At 67.5% G+C, this 22,185-nt stretch carries 15 protein-coding genes, 1 tRNA gene and 1 pseudogene; 7 read left to right on the top strand and 10 right to left on the bottom strand.

What is annotated here, in order from left to right; translation table 11 throughout:
* Positions 1 to 6: 6 nt before the first annotated feature.
* Positions 7 to 585 carry a serine O-acetyltransferase EpsC gene (gene epsC / locus BJQ95_RS03930; protein ID WP_130177858.1) on the top strand — a complete coding sequence of 193 codons (579 nt, stop codon included), beginning with the start codon at positions 7 to 9 and terminating at the stop codon, positions 583 to 585.
* Between the two features lie 127 nt (positions 586 to 712).
* Complete coding sequence (locus BJQ95_RS03925; protein ID WP_130177857.1) at positions 713 to 1,738, top strand: isopenicillin N synthase family oxygenase; 1,026 nt, start codon at positions 713 to 715, stop codon at positions 1,736 to 1,738.
* Between the two features lie 4 nt (positions 1,739 to 1,742).
* Here the strand turns inward: BJQ95_RS03925 and BJQ95_RS03920 are convergent, their stop codons facing one another.
* From BJQ95_RS03920 to argS, 9 genes are all read right to left on the bottom strand, one after another.
* Entirely contained in the window at positions 1,743 to 2,270 is a 528-nt protein-coding gene (locus BJQ95_RS03920; RefSeq protein ID WP_130177856.1) for a GNAT family N-acetyltransferase, read from the bottom strand.
* Positions 2,271 to 2,950: 680 nt separating this feature from the next.
* Complete coding sequence (gene prfA, locus BJQ95_RS03915) at positions 2,951 to 4,030, bottom strand: peptide chain release factor 1 (RefSeq protein WP_130179410.1); 1,080 nt, start codon at positions 4,028 to 4,030, stop codon at positions 2,951 to 2,953.
* Positions 4,030 to 6,669: a transcription termination factor Rho gene (rho, locus tag BJQ95_RS03910; RefSeq protein WP_130179411.1), complete on the bottom strand. Its 2,640-nt coding sequence runs from the start codon at positions 6,667 to 6,669 to the stop codon at positions 4,030 to 4,032. The genes prfA and rho overlap by 1 nt, the downstream gene beginning before the upstream one ends.
* A 297-nt stretch (positions 6,670 to 6,966) precedes the next feature.
* Positions 6,967 to 7,920: a homoserine kinase gene (gene thrB, locus BJQ95_RS03905; protein WP_130179412.1), complete on the bottom strand. Its 954-nt coding sequence runs from the start codon at positions 7,918 to 7,920 to the stop codon at positions 6,967 to 6,969.
* Positions 7,917 to 9,035 carry a threonine synthase gene (gene thrC, locus BJQ95_RS03900; protein ID WP_130179413.1) on the bottom strand — a complete coding sequence of 373 codons (1,119 nt, stop codon included), beginning with the start codon at positions 9,033 to 9,035 and terminating at the stop codon, positions 7,917 to 7,919. Before thrC ends, thrB begins: the two co-directional genes overlap by 4 nt.
* Positions 9,035 to 10,372, bottom strand: a complete 1,338-nt coding sequence (locus BJQ95_RS03895; protein ID WP_130179414.1) for a homoserine dehydrogenase — start codon at positions 10,370 to 10,372, stop codon at positions 9,035 to 9,037. The genes thrC and BJQ95_RS03895 overlap by 1 nt, the downstream gene beginning before the upstream one ends.
* Positions 10,369 to 11,787, bottom strand: a complete 1,419-nt coding sequence (lysA, locus tag BJQ95_RS03890) for a diaminopimelate decarboxylase (protein ID WP_130179415.1) — start codon at positions 11,785 to 11,787, stop codon at positions 10,369 to 10,371. The genes BJQ95_RS03895 and lysA overlap by 4 nt, the downstream gene beginning before the upstream one ends.
* A gap of 145 nt (positions 11,788 to 11,932) precedes the next feature.
* Positions 11,933 to 12,724, bottom strand: a complete 792-nt coding sequence (locus BJQ95_RS03885; RefSeq protein ID WP_130179416.1) for a DUF2993 domain-containing protein — start codon at positions 12,722 to 12,724, stop codon at positions 11,933 to 11,935.
* Between the two features lie 15 nt (positions 12,725 to 12,739).
* A complete protein-coding gene (gene argS, locus BJQ95_RS03880) occupies positions 12,740 to 14,416 on the bottom strand; it encodes an arginine--tRNA ligase (protein WP_130179417.1) in 1,677 nt (558 codons plus the stop codon).
* Between the two features lie 73 nt (positions 14,417 to 14,489).
* Between argS and BJQ95_RS03875 the strand changes: the two genes are divergently transcribed.
* From BJQ95_RS03875 to BJQ95_RS03855, 5 genes are all read left to right on the top strand, one after another.
* Entirely contained in the window at positions 14,490 to 15,137 is a 648-nt protein-coding gene (locus BJQ95_RS03875; RefSeq protein ID WP_130179418.1) for a hypothetical protein, read from the top strand.
* 108 nt (positions 15,138 to 15,245) lie between these two features.
* Positions 15,246 to 16,898 carry an HNH endonuclease signature motif containing protein gene (locus BJQ95_RS03870; RefSeq protein WP_256041517.1) on the top strand — a complete coding sequence of 551 codons (1,653 nt, stop codon included), beginning with the start codon at positions 15,246 to 15,248 and terminating at the stop codon, positions 16,896 to 16,898.
* 76 nt (positions 16,899 to 16,974) lie between these two features.
* Positions 16,975 to 17,046 (top strand) — tRNA-Arg (locus tag BJQ95_RS03865).
* A 205-nt stretch (positions 17,047 to 17,251) separates the two neighbouring features.
* Complete coding sequence (locus BJQ95_RS03860; RefSeq protein WP_130177352.1) at positions 17,252 to 18,619, top strand: NAD(P)-binding protein; 1,368 nt, start codon at positions 17,252 to 17,254, stop codon at positions 18,617 to 18,619.
* A 642-nt stretch (positions 18,620 to 19,261) separates the two neighbouring features.
* Positions 19,262 to 21,154, top strand: coding sequence for a glycosyl hydrolase family 28-related protein (locus BJQ95_RS03855; protein ID WP_130177351.1), 1,893 nt, complete (start codon positions 19,262 to 19,264; stop codon positions 21,152 to 21,154).
* A 366-nt stretch (positions 21,155 to 21,520) separates the two neighbouring features.
* Here the strand turns inward: BJQ95_RS03855 and BJQ95_RS03850 are convergent.
* Positions 21,521 to 22,093 (bottom strand): annotated as a pseudogene (locus tag BJQ95_RS03850) (recombinase family protein); the annotation flags it as partial.
* Positions 22,094 to 22,185: the final 92 nt, after the last annotated feature.

The following is a 22,185-nucleotide window of genomic DNA, read 5'->3' as shown; positions in this document are numbered from 1 at the left end:
CCCGGCATGGGAGTGTTCGCACGCGTTCGCGAGGACATCGCGATGGCGCAGAGGCACGACCCCGCCGCGCACAGCAAGGCGGAGGTCGTGCTCGCCTACAGCGGTGTGCACGCCGTGTGGGCCTACCGCGTCACTCACCGGCTGTGGTTGGCAGACCTCCGCCTGCCGGCCCGTCTGCTCTCGCAGTTCACCAGGTTCCTCACCGGCGTGGAGATCCACCCCGGTGCCATCATCGGCCGGCGCCTGTTCATCGACCACGGCATGGGGGTGGTGATCGGCGAGACCGCCGTTGTCGGCGACGACGTGATGCTCTATCACGGGGTCACTCTGGGCGGGAAGAGCCGGCACGGCAACGTGCCCGGCACCCGGCGCCACCCCCACCTGCTCGACGGCGTCACCGTGGGCGCCGGCGCCAAGATCCTCGGCCCCATCACGCTGGGCGAGTGGAGCACCGTGGGCGCCAACGCCGTCGTCACCAAGGACGCCCCGGCCCGGTCGATCCTGCTCGGAATCCCCGCTCGCGCGCAGCCGGGCACCGCCGAGGAGATCAAGGCGGCACGCTGCCTGCTCAAATCCGACGCTTGAACTCGCTTCAACCGCTTTTCCTGCGAGGCGGCCGCGCCCAACGGCCGTCGTCGCGCAGAATCTTCGAGCCCGGCAATCAGCTGTAACACCCGGTCGGTTTGTGTCGGTTGTTGGCAGAATAGTTGTCATGACAACTTCAGCCGCCGCCCCCACCGCCGCTCTCTCCCTGCCGATCCTCGACCTCTCAAGGCTCGACGCAGGCCCGGAGGAAGCCGCGGCGTTCCGTGCGGAGCTGCGCGAAGTGACCCACGAATACGGGTTCTTCTACCTCACCGGCCATGGCGTTCCGGCCGGGCTGATCAAACGTGTCATGACCACCTCCCGGGCATTCTTCAACCTGCCCGAAGACGACAAAATGGCCATCGAGAACCTCAAGAGCCCGCATTTTCGCGGCTACACCCGGGTGGGCGGCGAACTCACCCAGGGCAAGGTGGACTGGCGCGAGCAGATCGACATCGGCGCGGAGCGCCCGGCGCTCGAGCTCACGACGGATGACGCCGACTACCTGCGCCTCGAGGGCCCCAACCAGTGGCCGGAGAACCTGCCAGCCCTCAAGGAGGTCATGGCCCAGTGGCGCGACGAGCTCAATGACGTCGCCCTCCGGCTGATGCAGGCGTGGGCGCTCTCCCTCGGCGCCCCGCAGGATGTTTTCGACGCTGCCTTCGCCGAGAAGCCGTCGACCCTGATCAAGATCGTTCGCTACCCCGGCAAGTCAGACCCCACACCCAAGCAGGGCGTCGGCGCACACAAGGACTCCGGTGTGCTCACGCTGCTGTTCGTCGAGCCCGGCAAGGGCGGCCTGCAGGTGGAGAAGGACGGCGAGTGGATCGACGCTCCCCCGCTCGACGGCGCCTTCGTGGTGAACATCGGCGAACTGCTCGAGGTGGCCACGGATGGCTACCTCAAGGCCACCGTGCACCGGGTGATCTCCCCGCTGATCGGCACCGACCGCATCTCGATCCCGTTCTTCTACAGCCCGGCGCTGGATGCCACCATCCCGGTGCTCACGCTTCCGGAGGAACTGCACGCCCCCGGCATCACCGTGGACCCGGAGAACCCGATCTTCACCACCTACGGCGAGAACGTGCTCAAGAGCCGGATGCGCGCGCACCCCGACGTCGCGGCGATCCACCACCCCGACCTGGTCAAGTAGGCACTCAGGCTCCGGGGCCGGTCGCGTCGAGCGCGAGCCTGACGCCCACCACGCCCAACTCCTTCGCGAACCAGTGCTCGGCATAGGGTTCGGTGTTGAACGGGGCGACCTCGGCGAAGCCGGATCGGGCGTAGAGCCGGCGGGCCTCGACGAGATCGCTGCGCACCGTCAGACGCAGCGTGCCGAGCCCAGCAACCGTGGCGAGGCCGTCCAGGTAGGCCAGCAGCCCGGCCCCGGCGCCGGCGCCCCTGGCCTCGGCCGCCACGTAGACGCGAGTCAGCTCGCCGATGCGCGCGTCGACGAAACGCACCCCGCCGCAGGCGACAGGCACGCCGTCCAGCATCCCGAGCACGAGCACGCCGGAGTCGCCCTGCAGGTCCTCGCTCGGCTCATCCGCCATCGCGGAATCGACCTCAGCGGGCAACGCGACTCGGCCCCAGTACCGGCCGACGATGTCGTTGTAATAGGCCCTGAGCATCCCGGCTGCGGCGGGCGAGCCCGGGTCTGTGGTGACGAAGCTGAGCCCGGGCATGGTTGAAATCCTAGTTGGGCGCCACTTCTCACCGGTCGCGAGTCGACCCCGGAACCGCACCAGACGCTGGTCGAGCCCGTCGAGACCCGCCAGCCGGTCCACGGAACGCCGCCACGGCATCCGCAGGCCGGCCCACCAGGTTTCGACAAGCTCAACCAACGATCGGGCGCGCCCCGCAGGGATGCCGCCAGCCGGTCTCGGGAACACAAGCACACGCTGGTCGAGCCCGTCGAGACCCCGCGAGCCGGTCTCGGGAACACAAGCACACGCTGGTCGAGCCCGTCGAGACCCCGCGAGCCGGTCCACGGAACGCTGCCACGACATCCGCAGGCCGGGTCACCAGGTTTCGACAAGCTCAACCAACGATCGGGCGCGCCCCGCAGGGATGCCGCCAGCCGGTCTCGGGAACACAGGCAGACGCTGGTCGAGCCCGTCGAGACCCCGCGAGCCGGTCCACGGAACGCTGCCACGACATCCGCAGGCCGGGTCACCAGGTTTCGACAAGCTCAACCAGCGATCGGGCGCGCCCCGCAGGGATGCCGCCAGCCGGTCCACGGAACGCTGCCACGACATCCGCAGTCCGGGTCACCGGGTTTCGACAAGCTCAACCAACGATCGGGCGGGGAATGAGAAAGGGCGCCCCGGCCGAAGCCTGAGCGCCCTTTCTGGTGGAGCAGGAGCTAGTCGTGGTCACCGATCTCAGCGAGGCGGGTGGCCTCGTCGGCGGTGATGCACGAGTCGATGACGGCATCCAGGGCTCCGTTCATCACGGTGTCCAGGTTGTACGCCTTGTAGCCGGTGCGGTGGTCCGCGATCCGGTTCTCCGGGAAGTTGTACGTGCGGATGCGCTCCGACCGGTCCATGGTGCGGATCTGGCCCTTGCGCACCAGCGAGGCGGCCTCGTCGATCTCTTCCTGCTGCCGGGCAAGGACGCGGGCGCGGAGGACCCGCATACCCGCTTCCTTGTTCTGCAGCTGGCTCTTCTCGTTCTGCATGGCCACCACGATCCCGGTGGGGAGGTGGGTGATGCGCACGGCGGAGTCGGTGGTGTTGACCGACTGGCCACCGGGGCCGCTGGAGCGGTACACGTCGATCTTGAGGTCGTTCGGGTGCAGCTCGACCTCTTCGGGCTCATCGACCTCGGGGAAAACGAGAACGCCAGCCGCCGAGGTGTGGATGCGTCCCTGCGACTCGGTGGCCGGCACCCGCTGGACGCGGTGCACACCACCCTCGTACTTGAGGTGCGCCCAGACGCCTTCGGCGGGGTCGGCCGAGTTGCCCTTGATGGCCAGCTGGATGTCTTTGATGCCGCCGAGGTCGCTCGTGGTCTGCTCGATGATCTCGGTCTTCCAGCGCTTGGACTCCGCGTAGTGCAGGTACATGCGCAGGAGGTCCGCGGCGAACAGTGCGGATTCCGCACCGCCCTCCCCCATCTTGATCTCCATGATCACGTCGCGGGCGTCCAGCGGGTCACGCGGGATCAGCAGGCGCCGCAGCTTTTCGGCTGCGGCCTCCAGCTGGTCCACGAGCCCCGGGATCTCTTCCGCGAACGAGTCGTCCTCGTCGGCGAGTTCCCGAGCTGCTTCGAGGTTGTCGCCAATCTCTTTCCACTCGACCCACGCTGCGATGATGCGGCTGAGCTCGGCGTAACGGCGGTTGACCTTCTTGGAACGGGCGGGGTTGGCGTGCAACTCCGGGTCCGCCAGCTGGGACTGCAGCTCGTCGTGCTCAGCCTGCAGAGTCAGGACAGACTCGAACATCAGTGATCCTTGTCTGACCCGTTCGGGGTCGGCATCGACTTCTGAACCTGCATCAGGAACTCGACGTTGGACGACGTCTCCTTCAGGCGGCCCAGGATGACCTCGAGCGCCTGCTGCTGCTCGAGTCCGGCGAGGGCGCGGCGCAGCTTCCAGGTGATCTTGACCTCATCGGCGCTCATCAGCATTTCTTCGCGGCGGGTGCCGGATGCGTTGACGTCGACGGCCGGGAAGATCCGCTTGTCAGCCAGGTGGCGCGACAGGCGCAGCTCCATGTTGCCGGTGCCCTTGAACTCCTCGAAGATCACCTCGTCCATCTTGGACCCGGTCTCCACCAGTGCGGAGGCGAGGATGGTGAGCGAGCCACCGTTCTCGATGTTGCGGGCAGCACCGAAGAACCGCTTGGGCGGGTACAGCGCGGAGGCGTCGACACCACCGGAGAGGATCCGGCCGCTCGGCGGGGCGGTCAGGTTGTAGGCGCGGCCCAGGCGGGTGATCGAGTCGAGCAGCACGACGACGTCGTGGCCCAGCTCCACCAGGCGCTTGGCGCGCTCGATGGCCAGCTCGGCGACCGTGGTGTGGTCCTCGGCGGGGCGGTCGAAGGTGGAGGCGATGACCTCACCCTTCACCGTGCGCTGCATGTCGGTGACCTCTTCGGGGCGCTCGTCAACCAGGACGACCATGAGGTGGACCTCGGGGTTGTTCGTGGCGATGGCGTTGGCGATCTGCTGCATGACGATGGTCTTGCCGGCCTTGGGCGGTGCGACGATCAGGCCGCGCTGGCCCTTGCCGATCGGGGCGACGAGGTCGATGATGCGCTGGGTCAGCTTGCCCGGCTCGGTCTCGAGGCGCAGGCGCTCCTGCGGGTAGAGCGGCGTGAGCTTCTGGAATTCGACGCGGGTGGCGGCTTCCTCGACGGTCAGACCGTTGATGGAGTCGACCTTGACGATCGCGTTGTACTTCTGGCGGCCGCTCTGGTCACCCTCGTGCGGCTGACGGATCGAGCCGACGACGGCGTCACCCTTGCGCAGGTTGTACTTCTTGACCTGGCCGAGCGAGACGTAGACGTCGCTGGCGCCGGGCAGGTAGCCGGAGGTGCGCACGAACGCGTAGTTGTCGAGAACGTCCAGGATGCCGGCGACCGGGATGAGCACGTCATCGTCGGTCAGCTCGGGCTCGAAGTCGTCGTTGGTGGTGGCGCCGCGACGCTTGCGGTCACGGAAACGGCTGCGGTTGTTGCGGCCGTTCAGCTCGTCCTCGGGACCGGAGTTGCGGTCAAGGCCCTGGTTGCGGTCCTGGCCCTGACGCTCCTGCTGGGCGCGGTCGCTCTGCGCACGGTCGTTCTGGCGGTCCTGCTGGCGGTCCTGGCCCTGGCCGCGGTTGCCGGCCTGGCGCTGGTTGGCCTGACGGTCGTCGCCGCGCTCGGCGCCACGGTCATCCGCCTGCGGAGCACGGTCACCCTGGGCACGGTCGCCCTGGTTGCGGTCGCCCTGCTGGTTCTGGTTGCGGTCGCCGCCGCGGCTGCGGTTGCGGCTGCGTCCCTGACGGGGTTGGTCCGACTGCTCGGACTGCTCGTCGGTCTGCTCGGTGGAGCTGGTGTCGGCCTGCTCGGTCGCTTCGACCTGTTCGGCCGGCTCAACCTGCTCGGTCTGTTCGGTCTGCTCGGTGCGCTCGGCACGGCCACCGCGCTGGTTGCGCTGGCGTCCGCCGCGCTCGGAGCGCTCGGCACGAACCACGCCCTCCGGACGCTGGATGCGCGACTCGGTGCTCTCGGCGCTGACGGCCTCAGCGGACTCGGCCTCTGCGGGTGCGGCGTCGGTCGTGTCGGCCGGGGCCTCGTAGCCGTCTTCGGCGTTCTGGGCGTCGATCAGGCTGCGCGCGTCGAAGGCGTTGCGGGCGGTGGCAGCGTTGTTGTTGCGGTTGTTGCCGCCGTTGCGGCCACCGTTGTTGCGCGACTCGGTGCGGCTCTCCGTGCGCGAGTCGGTGCGGTTCTCGGTGCGGCCGTTGCCGCGACGGTTGCGGCCGTTTCCGGTCTGCTCCGTGACGTGCTCGGCGACCGGGGCAGCAGCGTCGGCGACCGGGGCGGCAGCCTCCGCGGCGTTCGCGGTGGCGACGGCCTCGGCGATGGCGGCCTCGGTGATCGTGGCGGTGCTGGCGCGCTTGCGCGCCTGGCGAACCGGCTTCTCAACGACAAGGGCGTCAGCAACGATGTTGTCGGTGGCGCCGGCGTAGGTGGTGGGGGCCGTGGTCTTGCGAGTCTTCGCGGCCTCCGGGATGATCAGGCCGAGGCCCAGGTCGCCGTCGGCGTTGACGTGGGCGACGGCGGGTGCCGACGTCGCCGTCGAGACCCGGCGGGAGACCCGCTTCTTGGGTGCGGCCTCGGCCGGCGCCTCGACAGGTGCCTCGGTGACACTTGCGGGGGCGGCATCGACGGGGGCAGCCTCTACGGGTGCGTCGGCGGGTGCCGCAGCCTCGGTCGTGTGGGACTGGTTCGCGGTGATTGCGTCCACGAGCTCTCCTTTACGAAGTTTGGATGCGCCCTGGATACCCAGTTCGCCCGCCAGAGCCTGAAGCTCGGCGACTCGAAGGGTGGTCAGGCGTGAGATGTCCACGCCGTTGGCGTGGAGGTTGACGTTGGTCACGGAGTCTTGTCCTTTCCCCTGGCTCTTACGAATTGGCCAGAGAAGATGTTGCAGCGCAGGTAGCTGCGGGTGATCCAGTCCCACGCAGAGGCGGATTGGAGTGAACACACACAGCCACGCAGGAATACGCGATAGCAGTGAGTTACAGGAATACACCAGAGAACAGATCCACGCTGAGGTGGTTTCTATCGGGTGCGCAACCACTCTAGCAGGTTCGCCCGGCAACGCACATTCGCCGACACGCAGAAAGAGCCCCGCCCCGCTCGACGGGAGAAGGGCTCCACTGCGAATGAAGAGTCAGGCGTCGGTACGGATGACGGTGGCGCCCTTGAAATCGACGGCCAGCATCAGCGTCTGCCAGGGCGTCTCGCTGATCTGGGCCACCAGCTCGGCGGCCACCAGGCGCTGCCCGGGGTCGCTGGCGAGCACCAGGATCGAGGGGCCTGCACCGGAGACCACGGCCGCCAAGCCGTGCTCGCGCAGCAGGGTGATCAGCCGGTTGGTCTCCGGCATGGCCGCGGCGCGGTAGCTCTGATGCAGCTTGTCCTCGGTGGCGGCGAGCAGCAGCTCCGGGCTCTGGATGAGCGCGGCGATCAGCAGTGCGGAGCGGGACAGGTTGAAGACGGCGTCCTCGTGCGGCACCGATTCGGGCTGCAGGCTGCGGGCCAGGGCCGTGGACATGGCGTGCACGGGCACGAAGACCAGCGGAGAGACGCCGCGGTGCACCATCAGCTTCTTGTGCTTGGGCCCCTCCGGGGTCATCCACGCGATGGTCAGGCCGCCGAACAGGGCTGGCGCCACGTTGTCCGGGTGCCCCTCCATCTCGGTGGCGAGCACCAGAAGCGCATCGGAGTCGATCTCGACGATTCCCTCAAGCAGGCCCTTTGCGGCCATGATGCCCGAGACGATCGCGGCACCGGATGAGCCCATGCCGCGGCCGTGCGGGATCACGTTCTCTGCGACCAGCTTGAGCCCCGGCAACAGGATTCCGTAGGCGGCGAAGGTGTGCGCGATGGCGCGCACCACGAGGTTGGTCTCGTCCGTGGGCACCTCGCCGGCGCCGATGCCGTGCACCTCGACGACCACACCGGGTTCGTCCTGTACTTCCACCTGCAGGTGGTCGTAGTGCGCGAGGGCCAGCCCCAGGGTGTCGAATCCCGGGCCGAGGTTCGCCGTGGTGGCCGGAACCTTCACGACGACCGAGCGGCCGGCCAGCGCGTTGCGTCCCACTACGGGGAGCGCCGTGGTCATTTCTGGCCCAGACCCAGCAGCTCGGCGATCACGGCGGTGTCGACGGGTACGATCGTGGGCTTCACGTCGCTGCCGTCCGCGGTGCGAAGTGCCCACTGCGGGTCCTTCAGGCCGTGGCCGGTGACGGTGAGTACCACCGTGGCGCCGGCGGGGATTTCGTCGGCGTCGGCGCGTTCGAGCAGGCCGGCGACACTGATCGCGGAGGCGGGCTCCACGAAGATGCCCACCTCGGCGGAGAGGATGCGGTAGGCCTCGAGGATCTTCTCGTCGCTGATAGCGCCGAAGTAACCGTCGCTCACCTCACGGGCGTTCAGCGCGAGGTCCCAGGAGGCCGGGTTGCCGATGCGGATGGCGCTGGCGATGGTCTCCGGGTTCTCCACCCGGTGACCGAGCACGATCGGGGCGCTGCCGGCGGCCTGGAAGCCGAACATCCGGGGCAGTTTCGTGGTGGCGCCGCGAGCGAGTTCTTCGCTGTAGCCGCGGAAGTACGCGGTGTAGTTTCCCGCGTTGCCGACCGGGACGATGTGGAAGTCCGGCGCATCTTCGAGCACCTCGACGACCTCGAACGCGGCCGTCTTCTGGCCCTCGATACGGTCGGGGTTGACCGAGTTGACCAGGTGCACCGGGTAGTTCTTGGCGAGGTCCCGGGCGATGTCGAGGCAGTCGTCGAAGTTGCCCTGCACCTGCAGCAGCTGCGCGTTGTGCGCGATGGCCTGGCTGAGCTTGCCCATGGCGATCTTGCCCTCAGGCACCAGCACGACGGCCTTGATGCCGGCATGGGTGGCGTAGGCGGCGGCGGATGCGGAAGTGTTGCCGGTGGAGGCGCAGATGACGGCCTTGGCGCCGTCTTCGACGGCCTTGGAGATCGCCATCGTCATGCCGCGGTCCTTGAACGACCCGGTGGGGTTCATGCCCTCGTACTTGACCCAGACCTTGGCGCCGGTGCGCGCGGACAGCGCGGCGGCGGGGATCAACGGCGTGCCGCCCTCGCCGAGGGTGATGATCGGGGTGGCGTCTGTGATGTTCAGCCGGTCGGCGTACTCGCGCAGCACACCGCGCCACTGACGGGACTGGGTCTTGACCAACTGCTGCTGACCGGTCTCTTCGCTGGACATCAGACTCCTTCAACTCTCAAAACGGATGCGACATTGGTGACGACACTGTTGGCGGCAAGGTCGCTCACGGTCGCGGCAAGCGCAGCCTCCGTGGCCTCGTGCGTTCCAATGACTAGGGTAGCTGTGCCCGACACGGGCTCGTGACTGGTGGTTCCGGGCGTTTCGAGCGTCATGGACTGTTCGACCTGCGCGAGCGAAACCTTGTTTTTGCTGAACACTCCGGCGATCGTGGCCAGCACGCCCGGCTCATCCGTCACCTCGAGCGTCACGGCGTAGCGAGTGGTGACCTTGCCGATGTCGAGCACCGGCAGGTCGGCGTGGCTGGAGGCCGCGTAGCCGGGCCCGCCCATGACGTGCCGGCGGGCCACCGAAACCAGGTCGCCGAGTACGGCGGAGGCGGTCTGCACTCCCCCGGCTCCGGCGCCGTAGAACATCAGCGGTCCGGCGGCCTCGGCCTCGACGAAGACGGCGTTGTTTGCACCGTGCACGGCGGCGAGCGGGTGTCCGCGGTGCACCATGGCCGGGTAGACCCGGGCCGACACGCCCTGTTCGCCCGTCTCGGGGTCGGTGAGGCGTTCGCAGATGGCGAGCAGCTTGACGACGTAACCGGCCTTACGCGCAGACTCGATCTGCTGCGAGGTGACCTGGGTGATGCCCTCCCGGTGCACCTTCTCGAGCGGAACGTTGGTGTGGAACGCCAGGCTGGCCAGCAGGGCGGCCTTCTGCGCGGCGTCGTAGCCTTCGATGTCGGCGGTGGGGTCGGCTTCGGCGTAACCGAGCGCGGTGGCGGTGGCGAGGGCCTCTTCGAGGGTATCGCCGGCGGTGTCCATCCGGTCGAGGATGAAGTTGGTGGTGCCGTTGACGATGCCGAGGATGCGGTTGACGGTGTCACCGGCGAGGCTGTCGCGCAGGGGGCGCACGATGGGGATCGCGCCGGCCACGGCGGCCTCGTAGTTGAGCTGGGCGCCCACCTGGTCGGCGGCTTCGAACAGCTCGGCGCCGTGCTGGGCGAGCAGCGCCTTGTTGGCGGTCACGACGTCGGCGCCCGAGTTGATCGCTGTGAGGATGTAGCTGCGGGCCGGCTCGATGCCGCCCATCAGTTCGATGACGATGTCGGCGCCGAGGATCAACGAGTCGGCGTCGGTGGTGAGCAGCTCGCGGGGCAGGTCGACGGTACGCGGGGCGTCGAGGTCGCGCACCAGAATGCCGACGAGCTCGAGGCTCGCGCCCACCCGGTTGGCGAGCTCGTCGCTGTGCTCGAGCAGCAGGCGGGCCACCTGGGCACCGACCGAACCACCGCCGAGCAGGGCGACTCGCAGATTGCGGTATTCGATCATCGGGTTGTTTCCTTCATTTCGTCGGTCGATCTTGTCGAGACCCCCACGTCCCTTGCCAGCAAATCGTCGATCGTCTCCCCGCGCACGATGACCCTGGCTTCGCCGTCGACGACCGCCACAACAGCGGGCCGTCCTAGATAGTTGTAGTTGCTGGCCAACGACCAGCAGTAGGCGCCGGTGGCCGGCACCATCACGAGGTCGCCCGGGGCCACATCGCCGGGCAGGTAGTCGGCGTCCACGACGATGTCACCGCTTTCGCAGTGCTTGCCGGCGATGCGCACCAGGGCGGGCGCGGCATCCGTGACCCTGTCGGCCAGGCGCACCGAGAACTCGGCGCCGTAGAGCGCGGGCCGGGCGTTGTCGCTCATGCCGCCGTCGATGCTCACGTAGAGCCGGGTGTTCTCGCCGATCCGCACGGGCTTGATGGTGCCCACTTCATAGAGCGTCACGCCGGCCGGTCCGATGATGACCCGGCCCGGTTCGATGGCGATCACGGGCAGCGGGATGCCGCGGCGCGCGCACTCCGCGGCGACGATGTCGGCCAGGCCGGCGGCCAGGTCGGTGATCGGGCTGGGGTCGTCGGCGCTGGTGTAGGCGATGCCGAAGCCGCCGCCGAGGTTGAGTTCGGGCACCGGGCCGTCGGTGAGCAGCTCGGCGTGCAGGCTGAGCAGGCGCGAGGCCGATTCGGCGAAACCGTCAACGCCGAAGATCTGCGAGCCGATGTGGCAGTGCAGGCCGAGGAAGTTGAGGCTGGGTTCTGCGCGGATCGCGGCGACCAGGGCCGGGGCGTCCTCGAAGACCACCCCGAACTTCTGGTCTTCGTGCGAGGTGGCCAGGAACTCGTGGGTGTGCGCGTGCACACCGCTGTTCACCCGCAGGCGCACGTTCTGCACGACGCCGTTGCGCGTGGCCGCTTCGGCGACGCGCACGATCTCGATCGGGCTGTCGAGGATGATCGTGCCGACGCCGACCCGGGTGGCGTCGTCGATCTCGGTGAGCGACTTGTTGTTGCCGTGAAAGCCGATCCGCGCGGGAGCGACTCCGGCGGCCAGGGCCACGGCGAGTTCGCCGCCGCTGCAGACATCGACGTTCAGGCCGGCGTCGACCATCCAGCGGGCGACCTCGGTGGAGAGGAAGGCCTTGGCGGCGTAGTACACCTTGACGGTGGTGCCGATGCGGGCGAACTCGGTGTCGAACGCGGCGCGGAGCTCGGCGGCGCGGGTGCGGGCATCCGTCTCGTCGATGACGTAGAGCGGGGTGCCGAATCGCGCCGCGAGGTCGGGGGCGCTGACGCCGCCGATGGTGATCGCGCCGGTGTCGGAGCGCTGCGCCGAGGACGGCCAGAGTTGGGCGTCGAGCGTGTTGGCATCAGCTGGGGAGCTGAGCCACTCGGGGGCGAGTGGGTTATGGGCCACGGGTGAAAACCTCACAGGAGTCAAGTGGGTGTCTCACGAAGTGGCGAGCGAACCCGGATTGGTCCCTGAAGCCAGCGAAGAGACGCGCCGAAAGAGGCGCGGGAATCTACCGAAATTCTAGCGACCGCGAGTTGCGCGCGCCGAATCAGGCGGTCGAACAGCTGCCCAGGGTGGTAAGCGACTGTTCGGTGAGCGTCAAGGTGCTCGACTCCAGCTTAATACGTGCGCGCTCCGGTGTGGTCTGCACATCGCTGAGTGTGACGCCCCGCGGCAGGTATTTGGCCACGCACAGGCTGATCGGCTCGGTGCCGAGCACCAGGTCGACCAGTCCGCTCACATCGAAGCTGCCGGCACCCGAGGTGACTTGCGCGTCGGCGGGGGTGAGCACCAGAGAATCGGCAGTGACGCTGGGGGTCGCGGTGGCCTGGTAGCCGATCGGCAGCCCGAAGGCGTTCACCTCGCCGGTGAAGATGATCTGATCGGTCCCGAGTTCGAGTTCGGCATCGCGCGCGGCCGGGTTGGCATCCGCGTCGGCCAGCGCGGTCTGCAGCGACGCGTTGAGGGCGGCCTGGTCGAGGTCGATGGTGCCGCCGACGAATTCGATGGGCTGGGTCGTGTCAGTGGGCACACCGGTGGCGACGATCGCGACGGACGCCGGCACATCGTTCACGGAGAGCGCCGGCGCGGCAAGCTCCACCCGCTCGAAACTGCCGGTGAGGTACTGCACGATCACCGACGCGCCGCCGATGGCCACGTCGACGTCGCCGGCGACCCCAGCGGGCAGGCCAGCATCGATCTCGCTAGCGATTCGGTTCTGCGCGTAGCCGCGCAGGCCAGCGTCGATGGCGAAGAAAACGCCCACCAGCGCGAGCAGCGCGATCAGCGCGACCAGCCGGCGAGCGGGTCGGCGGCGTTTCGGCGGTGTCAAGATCGTCACAGTGAGTGCTCCTGCCTACATGCGCTCGGGCGCGGACACGCCGAGCAGTCCAAGACCGTTGCGGATGACCTGGCCGGTGGCGTCGTTCAGCCACAGTCGGGTGCGGTGCAGGTCGGTGACCGGCTCCACGCCGAGCGGGATGACCCGGCAGTTGTCGTACCAGCGGTGGTAGTAGCCGGCGACCTCTTCGATATAGCGGGCGATGCGGTGGGGTTCGCGCAGTTCGGCGGCCTGGGCCACCACTCGCGGGTACTCCTGCAGCACACCCAGCAGGGCGGATTCGCTGTCGTGGGTGAGCAGTTCGGGGGCGAAGGCGCTGCGGTCCACACCGGAGTCGACGGCGTTGCGGCCGACCGAGCAGGTGCGGGCGTGCGCGTACTGCACGTAGAACACCGGGTTCTCGTTGGTGCGCTTGCCGAGCAGGTCGAGGTCGATGTCCAGCTGTGAGTCGCTCGAGGAGCGCACCAGGGAGTACCGGCCGGCGTCCACGCCCACGGCGTCGACCAGGTCGTCGAGGGTCACGATGGTGCCGTTGCGCTTGGACATCCGCACGGGCTCGCCGTCCTTGAGCAGGTTGACCATCTGGCCGATCAGGATCTGCAGGTTCACGCCGGGTACGTCACCGAACGCCTCGACCATGGCCATCATGCGGCCGATGTAACCGTGGTGGTCTGCGCCGAGCATGATCAGGTTCTGGTCGAAGCCGCGCTCGCGCTTGTTCAGGTAGTAGCCCAGGTCGCCGGAGATGTACGCCGGTTCGCCGTTGGAGCGGATGATGACGCGGTCGCGGTCGTCACCGAAGGTGGAGGTGCGCAGCCAGATGGCGCCATCCGCTTCGAAGATGTGGCCGAGCTCGCGCAGACGCGCGATGGCCCGGACGACGGCGCCGGATTCGTGCAGGGAGTCTTCGTGGAAGAACACGTCGAAGTCGACGCCGAAGCCGTGCAGCTTCTCCTTGATCTCGGTGAACATGAGGTCGACGCCGATGGAGCGGAAGATCTCCTGCTGTTCGTCGCGGGGCAGGCTGGCGATGTCGCCGTCGTGGATCTCGACAACCTTGTTGGCGATCTCACCGATGTATGCTCCGCCGTAGCCGTCCTCGGGGGTGGGCTCGCCCAGGTAGGCGGCCAGCACACTGCGGGCGAACCGGTCGATCTGCGAACCGTGGTCGTTGAAGTAGTACTCGCGCGTCACATCCGCGCCTTCAGCCTTGAGTACGCGGGCGAGACTGTCGCCCACGGCGGCCCAGCGCACGCCACCCATGTGAATGGGGCCGGTGGGGTTGGCCGAGACGAACTCGAGGTTGATCTTGATGCCGTCGTACATGTGGCCGGTGCCGTAAACCGGGCCGGCGTTCACGATGGTCTGTGCGAGGGCGCCGGCGGCGGATGCTTCGAGGCGGATGTTGATGAAGCCGGGGCCGGCGATCTCCACGGAGGAGATCTCGGGCATGGCCTCGAGGCCCGTTGCGAGCTCGGCGGCGACGGCGCGCGGGTTGGTGCCCAGCGGCTTGGCGATCTTCATGGCGACGCTCGAAGCCCAGTCGCCGTGGTCACGGTTGCGCGGACGCTCCAGCGACATATCGACCACGCTCAGACCGAGATCGGCGATCTCCGCGCCCTCTCCACGTCGGCGCTCGACCAAAGAGTTGACGAGGTCGAGCAGGGACTGGGAGAGTTCGGCAGGGGTCACGGCGACCAAGCCTACCCGGCGTCCCAGTTCGTGGCATCCCAGTTGGTGGCGTCCCAGTTGGTAAGGTCAACGCGTGACCCACTCCCGCTCGTCCTCGTTCGCTACCGGCCGCCGACTGCGCGCCGCACTCGCCGTCACCGGCGCTTCGCTCGCTCTGATCGCCCTGACTGGATGCGCACCCGCAGGCGACGCCGAGCCCACCGCCACGGCCACTGCTAAGCCCTCCGGCACGGCCACGTCTGAGCCCTCCGCCACGGCAGAGCCCTCAGCCACGGCCACGGCCACGCCCGCGCCGGCCGCCGAGGGCACTGCTGTGGACAAGAGCTGCGACCAGGTCCTGACGGCCGACGACGTGTACGACCTCAATCCCAACGTCAGCCTGGACGGCGACTACGCGGCGACGAGCGATACCGCCGTGACCGCGACCGAATACAACGGCATCTCCTGCGGCTGGCGCAACCAATCCAGCGGCGAGGTCATCGAGGTGTCGTTGGCGATGCCGAACGACACCCTCGCCAACACTCTGAAGGATGCGGCCCTGGCCGGCGGCGACATCGTGCCGACCTACGGCAGCGTTCCCGATGTGGAGGGCTATTTCAGTGCCACCACCGGGACCGCCCAGGTCTTCACCGGCGGTTACTGGGTGGCCGTCACGTCACCCACCATGATCGAGCCCCGCGATGCCGAGCGCATCATGGGCACGGTTCTCGGCAACCTGTAGGGGCACTCGGTAGGGCGCGCCCCTCCTCCACAGGCGAGTCTCCAAGCACCTTCCCACAGCTTTCTTTTCGGGCCGGGGAGTGTCGGTGGTGGGTGATTCACTGTCCCTATGGCCACCTCAGATGCCACACCCGGAGACACCCCAGACAGCGCAGACTTCGCAGACTTCGCAGACGGTGCCGCGAACCCCGCGGCCGCCGAGGTCGCGAAGGCCGCGGCAGAGACAGTGGCGGTCCCGGCTGCTGACCCGGCTGCTGTGCCGACAGATGAACCGGCTGCAGACCCGGCTGCTGACTCGACGGTCGACCCGATAGCGGCGGCGATCAGAGCGGTGATCGACCCGCTGATCGCCAACGAGAAGGTGATCGCTGCCGGCTACGCGGAACGCACCCGGCTGCTGGCCGAGCTGGACCGGCTCGGCCACGACCCGCGCATCATCGCGGGCCTGTGCGGAGACCCGGTCGAGTCCGGCCGGAACGACCCCGACACCGGTGCTCACGGCCCGGCCTGGGACGACGAAGAACTGGCCCGCCGGTGCATGGCCGCCGAGGCTGCGGGGGCGTTGCGGTTGAAGGCGAGCACGGCGGGGATGATGGTGTTCAACGCCGTCCGCCTCACCGACCAGCTGCCCCAGTTCCACCAGGCGCTTCGCCGGGGCAGCATCACCTGGGGTCACGCGCTGAAAATGCTCGATCTCACCGACGGGGTGCCCGAAGAGATCCTGCCCGCGTTCGAAGCCAAAGTGCTGCCCGCAGCGGAGAAACTCACCTCCACCCAGTTCGTCCGGGTCGCCGGCCGAATCCTGGAGCGGATGCACCCGGTACCGCTGCAGACCCGCGCCGACGCCGGCTTCATCACACGCCGGCTGGTGTTGCGGCCCGACGCCGACGGCATGGCCTGGCTGAACGCCTACCTCAAAGCCGAAGACGCCCAGGCGATCTACGACCGGCTCAGCCGCATCGCCGTCACCCTCGACACCGACGCCACGCCAGCACCCGGCGCTGACCCGGCCAGCACCGGCCCGACCAGCACCGGCCCGACCGGCTGCGGCCCGACCGGCAGCGCCACAGCCCGCACCAAGGACCAGCGCCGCGCGGACGCGTACCGCGACCTCCTCCTCGACGGTGTCGGACCCGCCGGGCTCGGCCACGGCATCCGCGGCACCGTGCACCTGACTGTCCCCGCACTGACCCTGCTGGGCCGCAGCGACGAACCCGCCATCCTCGAGGGCTACGGCCCGATCGACCCCGAGGCCGCCCGCCGGATCGCCGGCACCGCGACCAGCTGGAGTCGCATCCTCACCCACCCCGAAACCGGCTGCCGACTCAGCATGGGCCGCGAGCAATACGCCCCACCGGCGGATATGCGCCGCTACCTCGACGCCCGCGACCAAACCTGCCAAGGCATCGGCTGCACCCGCCGCGCCACCCTCAGCGAAATCGACCACACCCGGCCCTGGAACACCGGCGGACCCACCGACGTGGATAACCTCGTGAAACTTTGTAAATCATGCCACCGCCTCAAACACCAGTCCAGCTTCACCACCAACCAAGGCCCCGGCGGCGCCCTCACCTGGACCACCCCCGCCGGCAAGACGTACACCTCCGCCCCCGCCAACACCGACCCCACCACCTACGACCCGGCACCCCACGACCCGGCCACTCTGCACCCCACCACCCACGACAGCCCGCCACCCAAGCCGATCAACTCAGCGCCCTCCGCACCGCAGCAAGGCAGCACCGACACCCCTCCCCCGTTCTGACCAACCCGGTTCGAGGCCAGCACCACCATTCGGCGCAAAGGCGTCCGCCCAGGGATGCTAACCTAGAGGTTCCTGGGCCCCCATAGCTCAGGGGATAGAGCACTGCCCTCCGGAGGCAGGGGCGGCAGTTCGAATCTGCCTGGGGGCACACTTGTCACGTGACACGCCAGTTCGGACGTCTGCCACCTAGTTCGGACAAACGGCATGCCAATTCCGGGAGTTCATCCCGCGGCAGTCCATGAAACTGTTGCGACGACTCCGTTCCATTCCCCGTCGGGTAGGAGCGGATTGCTCCTCATTGCGTCGACTCCTGTGCGGTTGACGCGGCCCCCAGCGAGTGCCACCGTTAACATATGGCTCGAACCCTTGAAGCCGACTACCTTGTGGTGGGCGCGGGTGCCATGGGGATGGCATTCACCGACACGTTAATCGACCACGCCGACGTGCGCGTCGCGATGGTCGACCGCCGTCACGGGGTCGGCGGGCACTGGCTGGAGGCGTACCCGTTCGTCAGGCTGCATCAGGCCTCGGCGTTCTACGGCGTCGCCTCGAGAATGCTGGGTGGCGGCAAGCTCCAGGTGAGCGGACCGGAGACCGGGCTTCAGGAGCGGGCGAACCAGGCCGAGATCACCGCGTACTACTGGCAGATGCTCGACCGGATGCTGGAGACGGGCAAGGTCGACTTTCTGCCCAACAGTCACTTCGACGGCGACCACACCGTCGTCTCGCACATCGCAGGGGTCCAGTTCGAGGTGCCCGAGTCGTGCCGGATCGTGAACGCCCACTACCTCGCTCCCAGCATCCCGGCCGAGACGGCACCGCCGTTCGATGTCGCCGACGCTGCTCGCGTCCTGCCCATCAATGACCTCGCGCGGCTGGAGGAGGCGCCGAGCCGGTACGTCGTCGTGGGCGCCGGCAAGACCGCTAGCGACGCCTGCATCTGGTTGCTTGCGCGTGGCGTGGACCCCGACGCGATCTGCTGGGTCCGGCCTCGCGACCCGTGGATGTTCGACCGCGCGCTCATCCAACCCGATCCCGCAATTTTCCTCAGCATGGCCGCCGACGTCATGCAGATCTCCGAGGGCGCGGCCTCGCTCGGCAGCTTGTTCCTGCAGCTCGAGGACGCCGGGATCCTTCTGCGCTTCGACCGCTCGGTCACGCCGACAATGGCCAAAACACCGACTCTCGCGTCGTGGGAGCTCGACCAGCTTCGCTCCATTTCAAACGTCGTCCGCCGCGGGCACATCGAGTCTGTGGATCGCGGCAAGCTCACCTTCGCCGACGGCGCCATGCAGGTTGCGGATGATGCCCTCGTCGTGCACGCCGCGGCGGACGGCCTGAAGTACCCACCCCTCGTCCCAGTGTGGCGACAGGAGGACATCACGCTTCAGCCGATCCGGACGGGCTTCCCGTGCTTCGGCGCCGCCCTGATCGGGTACGTCGAGGCCACCCGCACCGACGATGCCGAAAAGAACCGGCTCTGCCCGCCTTCGAACTACGGCAATTCGATGTCCCAGTGGGCGAAAGCGACCGTTCTCGGCACCCGGGCCGCGATCAGCTTCACTGCCCAGCCCGACATCAAGGCGTGGTCGGACGGGGTTGCGCTCAACCCTGCGCGAGTGCCGCCGGGATACCCGCATTCCGCCGCGTTGGACGACGCTCGCGAACGTCTTGCGATCCACACCCGTCCGGCGCTGGCGAGGCTCGTCGAGCTGATGTGAGCTCAGCCTGTGCTCGGTCGTTCTTTGAGTCGCGCCACCGCCCGAGCTGGCCGTGCGGGGCGGCGTGCTTCTGCTCACTGTGGAGTGGGGCAGGATCGCGTGTCCGATGTGCGGTGGCAAAACCATCGACCTTGCACGGAGCTGCCGCCAGCCCATTGGTGCGCACGCAGACGTTCGAGGTCGCCAATAGGCGACGACCCAGCTCTGGAACGATGTGATTGCGGACGGCGCCATCTACCCGATCGAGAGTAGATGGACGTAGATCAGAGCGGCTGGCAAGCCAGATGGCCGTCTAGTTCTCGACGGTCACACGAGACCGACTCGGATCAATGTGACGCCCCGTGTGCTTCGCGGCCTCGACGGACGCAAGGAAAAGCTCGGCATGGCGCAGAGAATGTGAAACCGCGCTTATCAGTCTGAGACCTATCGGGCTTGCGGTATCCAACACGGTACCGTCGGCCCCACATCGTCTGATACGGAGTGCGGAAAGCTTGTCGATGCACCCTCCCCGCGGAGCCGGTAGCTGACGACTTTCCGATAGTCCTCTCATGGCGCGCTCTAGAGAGCGCTCTCCAAATACGTTAGGGTCCTCATTGCAGACCGGTCGGTCGCCGCGCACATCCTCAACGGAGAGGCACCAACATGATTCCGCTTGACCACCCGCACCCCCGAACCCGTCGCCGGCGCATCGCCGCAGGCGCCACGGGCCTCGCGCTCCTCGCTGGAGCCCTCTCGGCCGCACCAGCGCAGGCCGCTCCCTCGCAGACTATTGATCCGTTGCAACCGAATTTCGGACCCAACGTGCAGATCTTCAGCCCGGCCACCCCGCTCGCCGAGATCCAGAGCACCATGGATGCGCTCGCCGATCAGCAGCGCGACGCCGAGATGAGCTCCGCTCGTAAGGCCGTCTACTTCCTTCCCGGCGACTACGGCACGGCCGAGGCGCCGCTACAGTTCGAGGTGGGGTACTACACCGAGGTGGCGGGGCTCGGGGCATCCCCCGACGACGTGTCCGTCAACGGCTCCATCGAGGTCTACAACCGCTGCCTTGAGAACGGCGGCACGAGCAACTGCATCGCGCTCAACAACTTCTGGCGTACCCTCGCGAACCTCTCCATCCAGGTGAACAAGGCGGGCCAAGACGGATGCCGCCAGAGCGCCAACTTCTGGGCGGTGTCGCAGGCGGTCTCGATGCGCCGCGTGCACGTGACGGGCGCGAACCTCTCGCTGATGGACTACTGCACCGCGGGCCCGCAGTTCGCGAGCGGCGGTTTCATCGCCAATTCCGACCTGCCCGTGACGATCAACGGCTCACAGCAGCAGTGGATCATCCGCAACAGCAAGGTCACCGAGTGGACCAACGGCGTGTGGAACCAGGTGTTCTCCGGCGTCGAGGGTGCCCCTGCCGAGACCGGCTTCCCCAACCCGCCGTACACGACGGTCGCCCAGACGCCGGTCAGCCGTGAGAAGCCGTACCTTTTCGTCGATGGCGCCGGGCGCTACAACGTGCGGGTGCCTTCTGCACACATGAACACGAGCGGAACCTCATGGGGCCAGGATGTCACGGCGGGACGCACACTCCCGATCACCGACTTCTTCATCGCGAAGCCCGGTGACTCGGTGAAAGACATCAACAACGCTCTCGCCAAGGGCAAGAACCTCATCCTCACGCCCGGTGTCTATGACATCGACCGCACAATCGAGGTGAAGCGCGCCGACACGGTCGTGCTGGGCATGGGTCAGGCGACTCTCACGTCTGCCGGTGGCGCCGTTCCGATGGAGGTGAAGAACGAGGAGGGCATCGTGATCGCGGGCGTCACCATCGACGCTGGCCCCGCGCTCTCCCCCGTGCTGTTGACGGTGGGCAAGGAGAAGAGCGGCAAGAAGCTCGACCCGCGCAACCCGATCACCCTGAGCGACGTGTACTTCCGCGTCGGCGGCCCGCACACCGGAAAGACCACGACCGCGCTCGAGGTCAACGCCAACAACGTTCTGATCGACCACATCTGGGTGTGGCGCGCCGACCACGGCATCGAGGGCTTCACCAACGGAGTGAACGGTGACACCGACCGCTGGCAGACCAACACCGGCACAAACGGCGTGATCGTCAACGGCGACAACGTGACCGCCACCGGCATGTTCGTGGAGCACTTCCAGACGTTCAACACCGTCTGGAATGGTGAGAACGGCCGCGTCATCCTGTACCAGAACGAGCTGCCGTACGACCCGCCCACGCAGGCCGACTGGACCCAGCCCGACGGAACCCTCGGCTACCCCGGCTACAAGGTGGGCCCGAATGTGAAGAAGCACCTCCTCGAGGGTGCAGGCGTCTATGTGTTCAACCAGAACAACCCGTCGATCGTCACCGCTAACGGGTTTACCGCACCGAACACCCCAGGCGTCACCCTTCGCCACATCATGACGGTGAACCTCGCCGCCGGCACCATCCAGCACGTCGTGAACGGCGTCGGCGCTCAGGTCGACAGCTCCGCACCAGGGGTGCCGTCCTACGTCGTGCAGTTCCCGGCGCCGTAAGGCCTGAATGACGGATGCCCCGGCTGTGCGTTGCGCACGGCCGGGGCATTTGCGTTGCGAGGCGACTGAACGGTTGTAATCAAGCGGATCGCCGCACGTGGTCCGTCTCCACAGTTTCGCTCGGCTACTCCGTCGCTGCGTCGGGCATGCGCGACGTGTTTTCGACGCCGTCCGGGTGCGGGGAGCCGGCCGATCCGGCGACGATCACTTCCAAGACGGGCTCGCTGTACCCGGCCATCAGGTTGGTGACACTCGGTTGAGCGGGGTGGTGCCTATGCCCGTGGATGCGTTCAGTGTTGTGGTAGTTGTGTGAGGGTCACCCTCGCTTTCCGAGGCCTCGTCACCAGATTGATCTGGCATCAATCCCAGTGCGCGGGCCCGGCGATAGAACGTGGCGCGGGACATCCCGAAGTCGCGTACAACCTGTGCCGTTGGTTCTCCGGCTTCAATGAGTTTGTTGGCGTTCCGGATCTGTCGGTTGGTGATCCTGCGTGGACGGCCACCAAGGTTCTTGCCTGCCTTACGACGTCTATCGATCGAGTCGAGCACGCGCTCACGCTTGATTTCGTGTTCCATCTGCCCAAGTGCAGCCATAACCGTAAACAGCATGGATCCCGTCGGCGTCGAAGTATCGGTATCGCCGCCGCCCAGATCGAGAACGCGAAGCGCAACGCCGCGGCTGCTGAGCTTCTGGGCGAACGCGAGCACGTTCTGCGTCGCCATGCCCAGCCGATCCAAGGTAGCGATCACGAATGTGTCGCCAGGCTCAAGCGCAGTGACTGCGACGTCAAGCTGAGGCCGGGCTGCGCGAGCGCCGGAACTCCCCTGATCGACATATAGGTCGTCACGTCGCACACCCGCCGACAAGAGCTCAGCCTGCTGCCCGTCCGCGTCTTGCTGCCGAGTCGAAATTCGCGCGTAGCCGATCAGCTTGATCACAGCACTCCTCCGTTGTCTCACAACTAACGATGCGCACTGTAATTCAAGAAAGACGTTATGCGACGTAGTTATGCGATTCGCTGGCTCCGGGA

This window comes from Cryobacterium sp. SO1, from assembly GCF_004210215.2.
Classification (GTDB): Bacteria; Actinomycetota; Actinomycetes; order Actinomycetales; family Microbacteriaceae; genus Cryobacterium.
Note: the sequence above shows the minus strand (reverse complement) of the source record. Positions and strands in the feature narration are given on the sequence as shown.